The 14,749-nt window shown below is 66.3% G+C and carries 12 protein-coding genes and 1 tRNA gene; 4 read left to right on the top strand and 9 right to left on the bottom strand.

The window, feature by feature from the left end:
* Positions 1-18: 18 nt before the first annotated feature.
* From Q0L25_RS10900 to Q0L25_RS10890, 3 genes are all read left to right on the top strand, one after another.
* Positions 19-384, top strand: coding sequence for a hypothetical protein (locus Q0L25_RS10900; RefSeq protein ID WP_296614144.1), 366 nt, complete (start codon positions 19-21; stop codon positions 382-384).
* A gap of 67 nt (positions 385-451) precedes the next feature.
* Positions 452-528 (top strand) — tRNA-Arg (locus Q0L25_RS10895).
* Positions 529-622: 94 nt separating this feature from the next.
* The gene (locus Q0L25_RS10890) at positions 623-1,606 is read left to right on the top strand and encodes a formylglycine-generating enzyme family protein (RefSeq protein WP_296614142.1); all 984 of its coding nucleotides are present in this window, start codon (positions 623-625) and stop codon (positions 1,604-1,606) included.
* Here Q0L25_RS10890 and cobA read toward each other — a convergent pair.
* The 9 genes from cobA to Q0L25_RS10845 all read right to left on the bottom strand — a co-directional run bounded on the left by cobA (position 1,603) and on the right by Q0L25_RS10845 (position 13,502).
* Positions 1,603-2,391, bottom strand: a complete 789-nt coding sequence (gene cobA / locus Q0L25_RS10885) for a uroporphyrinogen-III C-methyltransferase (protein WP_296614140.1) — start codon at positions 2,389-2,391, stop codon at positions 1,603-1,605. The two genes, Q0L25_RS10890 and cobA, sit on opposite strands and share 4 nt — an antisense overlap.
* On the bottom strand, positions 2,378-4,984 hold the full coding sequence (locus tag Q0L25_RS10880; protein ID WP_296614138.1) for a nitrate reductase: 2,607 nt from the start codon (positions 4,982-4,984) through the stop codon (positions 2,378-2,380). Before Q0L25_RS10880 ends, cobA begins: the two co-directional genes overlap by 14 nt.
* Before the next feature lies 1 nt (position 4,985).
* A complete protein-coding gene (gene nirD, locus Q0L25_RS10875) occupies positions 4,986-5,324 on the bottom strand; it encodes a nitrite reductase small subunit NirD (RefSeq protein WP_296614136.1) in 339 nt (112 codons plus the stop codon).
* Positions 5,321-7,837 (bottom strand): nitrite reductase large subunit NirB, encoded by a 2,517-nt coding sequence (gene nirB / locus Q0L25_RS10870; RefSeq protein ID WP_296614134.1) that lies wholly within the window; start codon positions 7,835-7,837, stop codon positions 5,321-5,323. The genes nirD and nirB overlap by 4 nt, the downstream gene beginning before the upstream one ends.
* On the bottom strand, positions 7,837-9,042 hold the full coding sequence (locus tag Q0L25_RS10865) for an alginate export family protein (protein WP_296614132.1): 1,206 nt from the start codon (positions 9,040-9,042) through the stop codon (positions 7,837-7,839). The genes nirB and Q0L25_RS10865 overlap by 1 nt, the downstream gene beginning before the upstream one ends.
* A gap of 22 nt (positions 9,043-9,064) precedes the next feature.
* Positions 9,065-10,303, bottom strand: a complete 1,239-nt coding sequence (locus Q0L25_RS10860; RefSeq protein ID WP_296614130.1) for a NarK/NasA family nitrate transporter — start codon at positions 10,301-10,303, stop codon at positions 9,065-9,067.
* Positions 10,304-10,533: 230 nt separating this feature from the next.
* On the bottom strand, positions 10,534-11,745 hold the full coding sequence (locus Q0L25_RS10855; protein WP_296614128.1) for a CmpA/NrtA family ABC transporter substrate-binding protein: 1,212 nt from the start codon (positions 11,743-11,745) through the stop codon (positions 10,534-10,536).
* On the bottom strand, positions 11,742-12,323 hold the full coding sequence (locus Q0L25_RS10850; RefSeq protein ID WP_296614126.1) for an ANTAR domain-containing response regulator: 582 nt from the start codon (positions 12,321-12,323) through the stop codon (positions 11,742-11,744). The genes Q0L25_RS10855 and Q0L25_RS10850 overlap by 4 nt, the downstream gene beginning before the upstream one ends.
* A 75-nt stretch (positions 12,324-12,398) precedes the next feature.
* Positions 12,399-13,502, bottom strand: coding sequence for a glycosyltransferase (locus tag Q0L25_RS10845; RefSeq protein ID WP_296614124.1), 1,104 nt, complete (start codon positions 13,500-13,502; stop codon positions 12,399-12,401).
* A 275-nt stretch (positions 13,503-13,777) separates the two neighbouring features.
* Between Q0L25_RS10845 and Q0L25_RS10840 the strand changes: the two genes are divergently transcribed.
* Positions 13,778-14,749 (top strand): hypothetical protein, encoded by a 972-nt coding sequence (locus Q0L25_RS10840; protein ID WP_296614123.1) that lies wholly within the window; start codon positions 13,778-13,780, stop codon positions 14,747-14,749.

The following is a 14,749-nucleotide window of genomic DNA, read 5'->3' as shown; positions in this document are numbered from 1 at the left end:
CACGGAGTTAGAAAAGCCATGCGCCCGCTGCTGTTCGTCCTCGCCGCCGCCGCGATCGTCGCCCCGTTGAGCGCGAAGGACAAGGAAGTCCCGCCCGCGACTCCCGCCGGCCCGGCGGTCGATTGCGTCAATCTGAGCCAGGTGCGCGAGACGCATGTCCGCAGCGACCAGGTGATCGATTTCGAGATGAACAACCGCAAGATCCTGCGCAACACCTTGCCCAGCGCCTGCCCCGGCCTCGGCTTCGAGGAAAGGTTCGCCTATTCGGTGTCGACCAACCAATTGTGCTCCGTCGATACGATTACCGTGCTGCAATCGGGCGGCGCCGGTCCGGGACCGCGCTGCGGCCTGGGCAAGTTCCAGCCGGTCACGATCACCAAATAGCCGCGAAATGAGCGCGCAATAGAATCGCTGGCGCGCGCGGCGATGCTTTGCTAGGCGCACCCGGCTCGCACCCGTAGCTCAGCTGGATAGAGCGCTGCCCTCCGAAGGCAGAGGCCACAGGTTCGAATCCTGTCGGGTGCGCCATGATTTCACGACATCTCGTTGTTGGCTGGTTCGTACGGTAAGGGTACGAACCGGTATCCGTCGGCACGCGGTCCGTCGGTCAGGAGCAGTTGCGATGGTGATACCGGCATCCGTCACGACAGGTGCAGGCACCGCGTCGACCGCCGGCATGCGCCGTCTGGACGGCGGGGTCTTCACAATGGGATCGCTGCGTTTCTATCCGGAAGAGGCGCCCGTGCGGGCCTTGCGCGTCGATCCCTTCTGGATCGATGAAGGGCCGGTGACGAACCGCGAGTTCGCGCGGTTCGTCGCGGCGACCGGCCATCGAACGCTGGCCGAGATCGCCCCCGATCCGGCGGATTATCCCGATATGCCGATCGACATGGCGCAGCCCGGATCGCTGCTGTTCGAGCGGACCGCGGGTCCAGTCGATCTGCAGGATTTCTCGCAATGGTGGCGTTTCAGTTTTGGCGCGGACTGGCGTCATCCGCTCGGGCCGGACAGCGGGATCGACGATCTGGCCGATCACCCCGTGGTCCACGTCGCCTATAGCGACGCCAAGGCCTATGCCGACTGGGCGGGCAAAAGCCTGCCGACCGAGGCGGAGTGGGAATATGCCGCGCGTGGCGGACTGGACGGCGCCGAATTCGCCTGGGGCGACGAACTGGCGCCCGAGGGGAAAATGCTCGCCAATTACTGGCAAGGCGCCTTCCCCTTCGCCAATCAGTTGCTCGACGGATGGGAGCGGACGTCGCCCGTCGGCACCTACCCGCCCAACGGCTATGGACTGGTCGACATGATCGGCAATGTCTGGGAATGGACCGCCGATTGGTGGTCGCTTCCGACGGTCTCGAAAAAGAAACGCGGCGATGCCTGCTGCGTCCCGGCCAATCCGCGCGGCGGCCGCGAGCGCGACAGCCGCGACCCGGCCACGCCGCATGTGCCGATCGGTCGCAAGGTGCTGAAGGGCGGATCGCATCTCTGTGCCGCCAATTATTGCCAGCGCTACCGCCCGGCGGCGCGACACGCCCAGGCGATCGACTCATCCACCAGCCATATCGGCTTTCGCTGCGTGCTCCGCACGGCAAAAGCTGCCTAACCTTGCGCGTCGGCCGCTTTCGTCGCAGCGGCCTGCGCCATTACCATGCCCGGCGGCGCGACAGCTTCGCCGACGATGATCAGCGTCGGACGATCCTCGGCGATCGCGGCGACCGCGAACGGCAGCAGGTCCAGCCGCGTCTGCAGTCTCGTCTCCTCGGGAAGGCTGATATCGCACGCCACGATCACCGGCGTCGCGGCGGCGAGCCCGGCCGCGATCAGGTTCCGGCTGATATCGGCGGCGGCGGTGCGTCCCATGTAGAAAGCGATCGTTGCCTGCGGATCGGCCAGCCGGGTCCAATCGAGGTCAAGCGGGCGGCCGGGCGCGGCATGCGCCGTCACGAACTCGACACGGCGCGCCTTGCCGCGCAGCGATAGCGATAGTCCCGCCGATGCCGCCGCCGCGCTTGCCGCGGTGATGCCGGGACATATCCGAACGGCAATCCCCTCGGCAGAGAGGGCGGCCATTTCTTCTGCGGATCGTGCGAATAGTGCCGGGTCACCACCCTTCAGGCGCACGACGCGCTCGCCTTCGACGGCCGCCTCGATCAATAGATGGTTGATCGCCTCCTGCCTTCGCGAGTGGCGCCCCGATCTTTTGCCCACGGGCACCCGCCGGACGTGATCGGGAATGAGCGCCAGCACGCCGGGCCCGACCAAGGCATCGTGGAACACTATTGAAGCGCAGCGCAACAATGCTTCGGCCTTGCGCGTCAGCAGATCGGGGTCTCCGGGGCCGGCACCGACCAGCCAGACGCTGCCCGGCGGAAAGTCATCGGCCCGCATTGACACTCTCCTGATTGGCGTGCTCGGCGATCAATCTGGCGATCGCCGGGCGGCACGAGCCGCAATTGGTTCCCGCGCGCAGAGCCGCGCCGACGGCGGCAACATCCGCCAGGCCAAGCTGGCAGATAGCATCGGTGATCGTTCGCGCGCCGATATCGAAACAGACGCAGACGATCGGACCGCGATCGACGCTCGGCCCCGGCGCGCGGCCCGCGAGCAAAGTCGGCGCGACCGCCGGCGCCGCCAATTGTGCGATCAGCCAGTCGCGCGACGGCAGCACGCCTTGCGACGTGACGAACAACAAAGCCGATAACCGCCCGTCGCGGAGGACGGCGATGCGGCGCGATCCCTTGGCTGGGTCGAACGCTTCGATGCGATCGCCCGGTGGCAACAGCCGCTCGATCGCCGCGGCGTCGCCATTCCCGGCCAATTCCCACAGCGACCCTTGCGGCACCGCAACGCGGGTCGCCCACAGACAGTCAGGCATCGCGCCCGGCTCGCCACGCATCAGCAGGAAGCCGCGCCACTCGGTCGCCACCGGCGCGATCGCCGCCGGCGTCGACTTGAAGCCTGGCTGACCCGAATGCGGATCGACCAGCGGACGCGGCAGCAGCCCGGTGCGTCCGCCGGTCGATCCGCGATCGGTCCAATGGATCGGGACGAACAGCTCGCCAGGTCGCTGCGCGTCGGTCACGGCAACGCGATAAAGGCTCTCGCCACGCGGCGTCGAGACGCGGGCCAGGGCGCCGTCGGCGATGTCCAAACGCGCCGCATCGTCCGGATGGATCTCGACCAATGGTTCCTCGCGATGGCGCGCCAGCCTGGGCGCGAGCCCGGTGCGTGTCATCGTATGCCATTGGTCGCGATACCGCCCCGTATTGAGCATCATCGGCCAGCGTTCGAGCTGCCGCTCGCCGGGCCGCTGGGTGACGGTGACCAGCCGCGCCCGCCCGTCCGGGGTCGGATAGACGCCGTCGGCGAAGGCGTCGTCGCCCCAGCGGAATGGCGCCATCTTCTCATAGTCGGCATTGCCCGGCGTCGCGCGATCGAGGCGGAAGCGGCGTGCGCCGTCGTTCTGATAGGCGCTCAACCGGACATGCTCGCGCCACACATCGACTGGGCGGTCATACGCGAAAGCCGATCGCCAACCCATGCGGCGGCCGACTTCCTTGAGGATCCACCAATCGGGCCGCGCCTCGCCCGGGGCTGCGAAGATCGGGCGCTGGCGGCTGATGCAGCGCTCCGAATTGGTCACCGTGCCGTCCTTTTCGCCCCAGGCCGTCGCCGGCAGCCGGACATGGGCGAAGCGGCTCGTATCGGTATCGGCGATCACGTCCGACACCACGACGAACGGACAGCCGGCCAGTGCCTCGCGGACCTGCCCGGCATCGGGCATCGAAACGGCCGGGTTGGTCGCCATGATCCAGATCGCCTTGATCCGCCCCTCGCCGACACTGCGGAACAGGTCCACGGCCTTCAATCCGGGCTTGGTCGCCATATTGGGTGCCGCCCAGAATCGCCCGACGCGCGCGACGTTTTCGGGCGTGAAGTCCATGTGCGCGGCGAGCGTCGAGGCGAGCCCGCCGACTTCGCGCCCGCCCATCGCATTGGGCTGGCCCGTGATCGAGAAGGGCGCGGCGCCGGGCTTGCCGATCCGGCCGGTCGCGAGGTGCAGGTTGGTGATCGCGTTGACCTGATCGGTGCCGCTGACCGACTGGTTTACGCCTTGGCTGAACAGGGTCACGGTCCGCTGATTGGCAGCGAACAGCTCGTAGAAACGCCTGAGGTCGGTGGCCGGAACGTCGCACGTCCGCGCCACCGACCACAGGTCGTTCCCCTCTCCAAGCTTGTCCCAGAAATCGTCGGGCACACGGACGTGCCGGGCGAGATAGTCGCGATCGATCAGCCCTGAGTCGCGGCACCAGGCGAGCAGCCCGTTCATCAGCGCCACGTCGCTGCCCGGCCGGATCGCCAGATGGAGATCGGCTTCCGCGGCGGTCTCGGTACGACGCGGATCGATCACCACCAGCTTCGTCCCGCTAGCGGCGCGTGCCGCCATGATTCGCTGATAGACGATCGGATGGCACCAGGCGGTGTTCGACCCGACCAGCACGATCAAATCGGCGGCGTCGAGATCGGCATAGCTTGCCGGCACCACGTCTTCGCCAAACGCGCGGACATGGCCCGCCACCGCGCTCGACATGCACAATCGCGAATTGGTGTCGATATTGGCCGAGCCGATGAACCCCTTCATCAGCTTGTTGGCGACGTAATAGTCCTCGGTCAGCAACTGGCCGGAGACGTAGAAGGCGACGCTGTTCGGCCCGTGCCGCGCGATCGTGTCGCGGAAGCGCCGCGCGACGAGATCGAGCGCGCGATCCCAGCCAACGCGCTTGGTCCCGATCATCGGATGGAGCAGGCGCCCTTCCAGCCCGACCGTCTCGCCGAGGTGCGTGCCCTTCGAGCACAGTCTTCCGGCATTGGCGGGATGATCAGGATCTCCGGCGATCTCTACACTGCGCTCGCCGGTCCGCCGAGCGACGATGCCGCACCCGACCCCGCAATAGGCGCAGGTGGTGCGTACCGCTTCCATATCAGGCGGCGGCTTTCAACGTCGAAGACCGGCACAGTAGCACGCGCCCGGCGTCGACCTTGACCGCGATGGTGGGCGTGCAACCCTTGTCCTCGCCCTGCGCCTCGCCGGTCGCGAGCGCGATCCGCCAATTGTGCAGCGGGCAGGCGACGCTGTGGCCGTGGACGATGCCCTGGCTGAGCGGTCCGCCCTTGTGCGGGCAGCGGTTGGCGAGCGCGAACACGCGGTTGTCGGCGGTGCGGAACACCGCGACTTCCTCACCGCCCGCGACGGTGACGGTGCGGCTGCCGCGCACCGGGATCTGGTCGAGCCAGCCGATATCGAGCCAATCGCCGATCATTCCGCGACCTCCAATGCCAAGGGTTGAAAATGCGCCATATGCGCATGCTGTTCGCGCGCCGCGCCCGAGGCGCGTTCGGCCCAGGGGTCCTCCTGGCTGAACGTCTGCGAGTACCAGAAGCGCTCGGCCAGCGCGTCCCGGCCGGCCGCGTCTTCTACCACACGGTCCTTGATGTGTTGCAGCCCGACCCGCTCGATCCACGGCGCCGTGCGCTCGAGATAGCGCGCTTCCTCGCGATAGAGCTGCACGAAGGCGGCGGCGAAATGGATCGCTTCCTCCTCGCTCGCGACCTTCGCCAACAAGTCGGTCGCGCGGACATGGATACCGCCATTGCCGCCGACATGGAGTTCGTAGCCCGAGTCCACACAGACCACCCCGAAATCCTTGATCGTCGCCTCGGCGCAGTTCCGCGGGCAGCCGGACACCGCCATCTTGAACTTGTGCGGCATCCAGCTGCCCCAAAAGCCGCGTTCGAGCTTGACGCCGAGGCCGGTCGAATCCTGCGTGCCGAAGCGGCACCATTCGGAGCCGACACAGGTCTTCACCGTGCGCAGCGCCTTGCCGTAGGCATGGCCCGACACCATTCCGGCGGCATTGAGGTCGGCCCACACCGCGGGCAGATCCTCTTTCTTGATGCCGAAAATGTCGAGCCGCTGGCCGCCGGTCACCTTGACCATCGGCGCATCGTATTTCTCGACCACGTCGGCGATCGCGCGCAATTCCTGCGGGCTGGTGATCCCGCCCCACATCCGCGGCACGACCGAATAGGTGCCGTCCTTCTGGATGTTGGCGTGGAGGCGTTCATTGACGAAGCGGCTCTGCTGGTCGTCCTGATACTCGCCGGGCAGCGCGCAGAGCAGGTAGTAATTGAGCGCGGGGCGGCAGCCCGAACAGCCATCCGGGGTCGACCAGTGCAATTTGTGCATCACTTCGGGAATCGAGCGCATACCCTGTGCGACGATCTCGCGGCGAACATCGTCATGGCCGAAGCTGGTGCATTTGCACATCGTCTTCGGGCCGGCCTCGACCTCGTCGCCAAGCGTTAGGGCGAGCAGGGTCTCAACCAAGCCGGTACATGACCCGCAACTCGCACTTGCTTTGCAGCCAGACCGTACCGCGTCGAGGCTATGCGCGCCTTTCGCGATGCACGAGACGACCTGACCCTTGGAAACGCCGTTGCAACCGCAAATCTCCGCGTCGTCGGAGAGCGCCGCAACGGCCTTCTTAGGGTCCGCCTGCCCCCCTCCCGAGGCGAAGGCTTGGCCGAAGATCAACAGGTCGCGCGTGGCCGAGATGTCCTCGCCGCGCCGCATCAGGTCGAAATACCAGCCGCCATCGGCGGTATCGCCATAGAGCACCGCGCCGACGATCCGGTCGTCCTTGAGCACGACGCGCTTGTAGATGCCGCGGCTGGCGTCGCGCAGCACGATGTCCTCGCAACCATCACCGCCGGCGAAATCGCCCGCCGAGAAGACGTCGAGCCCGGCGACCTTCAGCTTGGTCGAGGTGACGCTGGCGCGATAGCCGCTGGGCCGCTCGACCAGTCCGTCGGCCAGCGCGCGGCACATGTCCCACAGCGGCGCCACCAGCCCATAGACCTGACCGTCATGCTCGACGCATTCGCCGACCGCGAGCACGTCGGGGTCGCTCGTCACCATATGATCGTCGACCTGGATGCCGCGCCCGACCGCGAGCCCGGCCTCACGCGCCAGCGCGACCGAGGGACGGATGCCGACCGCCATCACCACCAGGTCGGCGGGAATCTCGCGCCCGTCCTTGAGCCGCACGGCCTCGACCTTGCCGTCGCCCAGGATCTCTGCGGTGTCGGCGCCGGTCAGCACGGTCTGGCCGCGCGCCTCCAGCGCCGACTTGAGCAGCCACGCCGCCGCTTCGTCGAGCTGGCGCTCCATCAGGGTGGGCATGAGGTGAAGGACGGTGACCTGCATCCCGCGCAGCGACAGGCCGTGCGCTGCCTCCAGCCCCAGCAGGCCGCCGCCGATCACCACCGCGCTGCCGCCGCGATCGGCAGCCGCCAGCATATGATCGACGTCATCCATGTCGCGGAAACTGATCACACCGGGCAGGTCCTTGCCCGGGACCGGGATGATGAACGGATCGGATCCGGTCGCGATCAGCAATTTGTCGTAGCGCACCGTCCGACCCGACCGCGCGGTCACGGTCTTCGCGGCGCGATCGATCTTCGCCACCGGATCGCCAGCGACCAGCTCGATCCCGTTATCGGCGTACCAAGTGGCATCGTTGATGACGATGTCGTCGAAGCTCTTCTCGCCCGCCAGCACCGGTGACAGCATGATGCGGTTGTAGTTCACCCGCGGCTCGGCGCCGAAGATCGTCACCCGGTAGCGGCCGGCATCGCGCGCGATCAGTTCCTCGACCGCACGGCACCCGGCCATGCCGTTGCCGATCACCACCAGATGAGGAAGGCCGGGCTCCGAACCGGACGGCGCGTCCGGCTGAGAGTCGGGGTCGGACACGGATAAAAGGAAGTCCATCACAAGCTCCAATCGAGTTGCAGCCAGAATTTGCGGGTATCGGTGGCGAAACCATCCGCCTGGTAATCGGCGTAGCGCGCGGACAGGCTGGTCTTGCCGAGCTTGGCGCTAGCGAGGAGGTCGATCTCGTCGCCATAGAGGCGGCTGTGACGATCGGCGGCGAAGCGATGGTAGACCACCTGCAAAGTCAGCGCCTTGAACGGCCCCGCCTGTTTCCAGCCATAGCCCAAGTTGCCATAGAGATCGCGGACGCCGTCGGGTGGGGTGGTCAGGAACTTGTCGGCCCAGCCCTGAAACTTGAACCCAGTCGCGATCGGCGTCTCGAAGGCGGCGAGCGCCACGCCCTTGTCGGCGCCGAGCACTTCATAGCCCGCACCGAGCTTGAGCGCATGGAGATCGAGCCCGGCATCGATCAGATAATAATCGGCGCGATAGCGATTGGGGTTGCGGTGATAATCGGACTGGGTCGCGTAGCTCAGCTGGTAGGAGAGCTTGATCCCCTTGCCGAGCGGCCGCGCGCCCGCCAAGCGCGCGCCATAGGTCTGGCTCGACAGCCGGAATCCCTGCACCGCGGTTTCGTCCTGATCGACCAGATAGGCAAAGCCGGTGATCGTGCCGACCGGGCTGGCATAGGACAGATTGCCCAGCACATTGTCGCCGCCGATCGAGCGCGGCCGAGCACCCACGCCGTCGATTCCCCAGATCGTGTTGACGCGCCAGGCATAGGTAAGGTCCGCCTTCAGCCCCTTGACCCCGGTCCATTCGATCCGCGCGGCATCGAAGGTCTGGCCATTGTCGCGGAACGGCGCCGTGCCGACGAAGCGCTCGTCGTCTAGCGCAATCCGCTGGCGGCCGATCGTCACCGAAACCGCCTTGGTGCGGTATTGCAGCTGCGCGAGGTAGAGCGCGATATTTTGCGGATCGGCGACCAGCGGGCGCGTCGCAGCGCCGTGCAGGCCGTCATAATAATCGCCGACCAGCGCCAGCGTCCCTTGCGCTTCGACGATCGCCGTGAGCGGCCCGCTTAAGGCTTGAATGCCGCTTCGGACGCGGACCGTCAGGGCATCCGCATCGTCAGGCAGCCCGGCCTGATCCACCGTTTCGTAGCGAAGCCGCGCCTCGGCGAGCGGCTTAAGTGCGATGTCCTGGGCCGTGGCCGGCGTTGCCGCCAGCGCGCTTCCCAGGATCAGCCAGGCATATTTCATCGCCTTGCTCCCCCCTGCCCGCTCAGATCCGCACGCCCTCGGCCGCACCCCAGTGCCGGCGCCACGAATATTTGACGATCGTGATGCCGAGACAGGCGATGCCGGCGAGCCCGGCAAAGATCAGGAAGCCGGGCGAAAAGCTGCCGGTCAGCTGCTTGGCGATGCCGAGCGACGAAGCGAGGTAAAAGCCACCGACGCCGCCGGCCATGCCGACCAGGCCCGTCATCACGCCGATCTCTTCGGCGAAACGCTGCGGTACCAGCTGGAACACCGATCCGTTGCCGACGCCCAATGCCAGCATCGCGAGGACGAACAATCCCATCGCCGCGCCAACGGTCGGCGCCATGCTGACTCCCACCAAAGCGGCAGCGGCAGCCGCGAACACCGCGGTCAGCGCCTTGACCCCGCCGATCCTGTCGGCGAGCGCGCCACCCAGCGGACGAACCAGCGAGCCGGCAAATACGCAGGCCGCGGTGCAATAGCCGGCGACGACCGGCGTCAGGCCGAAGCGGTCGGTGAAATAGATCGGCAGCGACGCGGCAAGCCCGACGAACCCGCCGAAGGTCACCGAATAGAATCCCATCAGCCACCAGGCGTCGGCCGACTTGAGCGGGTGGAGATATTCGGCGAGCGACTTCGGCGCGGGCCGGTTGGGCGCGTCGCGGGCGATCAGCTGATAAACGACCAACACGACCGTCAGGGGGATGCACGCCAGGCCGAGCACGGCGTTCCAGCCAAACGTCTTGGCCAGCAACGGCGCGAACAAGGCGGCAAGCACGGTGCCCGAATTGCCCATACCGGCAATCCCCATCGCTTTGCCCTGATGCTGGGGCGAGTACCAGCGGCTCGCCAGCGGCAGGGCGATCGCGAAGCTCGCCCCGGCGAAACCGAGGATGACGCCGAGCGCCAATGTGCCCGCAAAGCTGGTCACGCCGGCCAGCCAGGCGGTCAGCAGCCCGGCAATGACGATGATCTGGCTGATCGTGCCCGAGCGCTTTGGGCCGATGCGGTCGACCAGCAGGCCGTTGACCACGCGCAGCACCGCTCCGGCAAGCGTCGGGGTCGCCACCATAAGACCCTTTTCGGCGGGCGTCAGCGCCAACGTCCTGGCGATTTCAGGGGCGAGCGGCCCCAGCAATACCCAGACCATGAAGGCGAGGTCGAAATAGAGGAAAGCGGCGATCAGCGTCGGGACATGCCCGCTCGACCAGAAGCCGTCCTGCTGCCTGTCCTGTGCCCTGTTCCAGAATGCGGTCGCCATGCGGATCCCCTTCGCGTGCGATGGACAAGAAAAAAGCCGCCCCGACGGCGGCCAATGCTGGCGCGTCTGGGCGGCTTCGTTGCCTTGGCGGATCGTCGGACCCGCCCCGCAATCACCCCCGTCGGTGGAGGTCATCGCGGTTATTTCGTGCCGAGCGTCATTACCCAGCGATTGGGATGATGCGTGATTCGCTTGCCGGACGCAAGCTTATTTCGCACTTGCAGCAAAAATCAGGGCAGCGACGCCAGATAGGTCTCCGCATCGTCGGGATCGAACGCACGGCCATCGAAGAAGCGGTCGGCACCGAGCACCAGCCTGCCTTGCACCGATCCCGCGCCGAGCGGATCGCCGATCGCGCCTTCCAGCTTAGAGCTCGCGCCGGGCAGGATCGCGCCCGATCCGGCCAGCGCGCGGCGGTACAGATCGGGCCTGAACACGCCCTCGGCGCGAGCAGATTCCTCGGACGAAAACGGCGTGCCGTCCCAGCGGATCATTTGCGAATACAGCCACGCCGCCTGGCTACGCCACGGAAAGTTGGCCGCCTCGCGGAACTGGAACATGAAATCGGGAATGTGGAGCGGCGTCGCGCCCTGCGACAGGCGGACCCGATCGGTGATGGCGCGCAGGATCGTCTCCTCCGGCGCCGCCAGATAGGCGGGCTGCGCCAGGATCCGCGCATTCTCTTCAGCCGCATCGGGCTCGACGAAATGCGCCGCGGCATCGTGCAGCGCCCGGACCAGCCGGTCGATCAGATCGGGCGAAGCGCTTGCCGTCTCGCGTCGCATCGCGAGCACCTTCTCGACCCCGCGCCGCCAGATCTGCGCGGTCACCAGTGCGATCCGCCCGACCCCGCGATCGACCGCCACGCTGTTCCACGGTTCGCCGACGCAGATGCCGTCGACCTCTCCCGCCGCGAGCGCGTCCGCGGCGAAAGGCGGGCTGATCGTGACGATCTCGACATCCATGTCGGGCCGGATGCCGACCGCCGCCAGCCAGTAGCGCAGCATGTAGTTATGACTCGAATAGCGATGGACGACGCCGAAACGGAGCGCGCGTCGCGATTGTGCTCGCGCCGTCGCGACCTGGCGGAGCCGTTCCCCGACCGTCCGCGGGTCGCCGAGTTGATCGCCCTCGAGCGTTTCCGTCGCGAGAGGGATCGAGAAGGTAATCGCGTTGCCGTTGAGGCCGAGCACGAAGGGGACGTCGATCTCGACGGGGGGACGCCCCCGGCCGAGCGCGGTGGCGATCGCCAGCGGCGCGATCATATGCGCGGCATCGGTATGACCGTAGAGCAGGCGGTCACGCACCGTTGCCCAGCTGAGGTCGCGAACCAACTCGATCTCGAGTCCATGCGCCTCGGCGAACCCCCGCTCGCGCGCCAGGATCGGCAAGGCGGCATCGACCAGCGGCAGGAAGCCTATCCGGATGCGGTCGAGCGTCATGTGTCGTCCCCCATCAACGCCGCGCTGGTGATGATGGCTTCCGCCACTTCGGCGATGCGGCGGTTGGACTGCATCGCGTGGCTGCGCAGCAAGGCGTAGGCGGCGGGCTCGTCGATCGCGCGGCGACGCATCAGGATCGCTTTCGCCTTGTCGATCGCGGTGCGGTCGGCCAGCGCATTGCGGGCTTCGTGAAGCTCGGCCTGGAGCCGGGAAAAGGCGTTGAAGCGCCGCACCGCGAGATCGACGATCGGCATGATCCTCTGCTTCGACAGGCCGTCGATGATATAGGCCGAAACACCGGCATCGATCGCCGCGGCAGTGGCCTCCGGATTGCTCTGGTCGACGAACATCGCGATTGGTTTCGCCAGCGCCCGCGACACCGCGAAATATTCCTCCAGCACGTCACGGCTGGGATTTTCGAGGTTGATCAGCACAACTTCCGGGTTGGCCGCCTCGATTTGCGCAACGAGCGCATGCGCATTGTCGATCAGGACGAGATCGTCGAGACCGGCTTCGCGCAGACCTTCGGAAATGATCGCCGCACGAGTCGTGCTGGTGTCGATGATCGCGATCCGCATCGGATCAACATATGCTGCGCTGCAGCGGCGCGCCAGAGCTGAGCATCAAACCGACGGCAAGGTTACCGGACGGATCTAATTTCTCAACGACCTGAGCTTACGATCGAGCACCAGCTCTTCGAACAGCCTGACATAGCGTTCGATCGAATCGCGGCCGCGTTCGGGGACCGGGTCGGGGCGCGGGCGACCGGGCGCGAGCCAATGGTCGAACGCGGAGACCAAAGCGAGGGGGTCGTCGGTCGGCACGACGCTGCCGAGACGCGGATGCGCGACGATCTCGCGGATCGCGACGCTCGAATCGGTTGCGACCACCGGCGTGCCGAGCGCCAGCGCTTCCTGCAGCACGCCCGGAACGCCTTCGAAATCCGACGTCAGTACCAAGGCGCGCGCCTGCGCCAAAGCGGGCCGCGGGTTGGTCGAATAGCCGGGCAGATGGACGCGCGAGCGCAGGCCCAGCGCGTCGATCTGATTCTCCAGTTCGCCGCGCACTTCGCCCTCACCGACGATCATCAGCTTGGCGTCGCGCCGCTCGACTCGCGCCAGCGCGTCGATCGCGCGGTCCCAGCGCTTCTGCGGCGTCAGCCGGCCGATCCCGATCAGATAATCGGCACCCGGCAGCGGCGGAGTCGGTACCCCGATCGGCTCGGGGCTCGGCGGATTGGCGATGACACTGACGCGATCGGCGCCGATCCCCGTCATCCGCACAGTCTCCTCGGCCATCGCCGGGCTCATCGCCACCAGATGGTCGATGAAGCTGGGATAGGAGCGCAGGAACGCCCGATATCCCTGCGCCACCGGAAAATACTGATCCTCGCGATCGAGCCGGTTGGACACTTTGCCCACGATGGGCGGGCAATCGCGGCCAAGCCGCAGCTTCAGCCACGCGGCCGCGCTGCTATAATGATTGCCCGGGCAGAACACGATATCGGGCGCCGCCGCCTTCACTGTTTGGGGAAGTGCGCGGATCATGCCGAGATGCGTCGTTCCAAGCTCGATCAGCTGCACGCCATCGGGGATTTCAGCCGCCAGCGGCCCCTGCGCCGAACTCAGCACCAGGGTGACGTGCTGCCCCAATTCGACCCAGCCGCGGATCATCCGCAACATCGCACGTTCGACTCCGCCGCCCTGAAGGCTGTGAGCGAAAGTCAGGATTCTTACGGGGGCGTAAGGACTGAGCATGAGTTGGCGCGCTAACGTCGATTTGTGTCAAAAGTTTCTCGGCGGCGAAATAATTGGGGCAAAACCGTGTTATTTGCCGCCGAAGCGATGCTGCACCGCAACATAGGACTTGCGATTCGGGCTTTCCACCCCCAAATCGCGCGGCGCTTGCGGCAACCGGCTTGTCGCGGGCCGATTGTCGTGCTCGTGCGTTGCCGTTAAGCGGCCATTATTTCCGGGCACGTGCGATTGGATACCGAACTGCCGCCTTTGGATGAACAGATTTTGGAGCGTCGATGAACAGCGGCTTTGTCGGGGCCTCCAACAATCCTGCCGCCGGTCTGGCGCCGAAGATTGTCGACGCCGCCGAGGACCTCGCCGGGCTTGAGCCCGTCAGGAGCCTGAAGAGCCGCTGGCCGATGATCATCGCCGGCGTGCTGAGCCTGGCGATGATCGCAGGCCTGGCGAAGCAACTGCTCGGTTCCGGGCTGGCCGGATTCAGCCACGCCGCGCCGGACAATTGGCTCTATTACGTCGCCTTTGCCCTCCTCTACATCTCGCCGCCGACCGGCGACTACATCATCTTCCGCCGGTTATGGAAAATCCCCTTCGAGGGGTTCGGCGCACTGATCAAGAAGCGCATCGCGAACGAGGCGGTGGTCGGCTATTCGGGCGATGCCTATTTCTACGCCTGGGCGCGGCAACGCGCGACGATGGTCGCGGCCCCGTTCGGGGCGGTCAAGGACGTCTCGATCCTGTCGGCGATCTCGGGCAACATGATGACATTGGTCATGACCGCTCTCGCGCTGCCATTCGCGCTCGAGGTGCTGCCGCCGCGTTATTATACCGGCCTGGCCATCGGCATCCCCGTCGTGATCGCGATGTGCCTGCCGTTCCTGATCTTCTCGCGCAAAGTGTTCTCGCTCGACCGCAAGACCCTGTGGTGGATTTTCTGGATCCATGCCGCGCGCTTGACGGTCGGCTGTGTGCTGATCGCCTTTGCCTGGCATTTCGGGCTGCCCAATGTCGGCATCGGCGCCTGGCTGATCCTGTCGGCGGTGCGCATGCTGGTCTCGCGCCTGCCGTTCGTGAACAAGGACCTGGTGTTCGCGACGATGACCAGCGCGATTCTGGTGCACAGCAACAGCAACGCGACCAATGTCGATCTCGCCAATCTGATCGCCTTCACCACCGCGCTGACACTCGTGGTTCATGTCGCCTTCGCCGCGTTCTTCGCGGTCCAGGCACTGATCAAGCGCCAGATCTAG

The organism is Sphingomonas sp. (assembly GCF_024508665.1).
GTDB lineage: Bacteria > Pseudomonadota > Alphaproteobacteria > Sphingomonadales > Sphingomonadaceae > Sphingomonas.
This window is presented reverse-complemented; position numbering and strand designations above follow the sequence as displayed.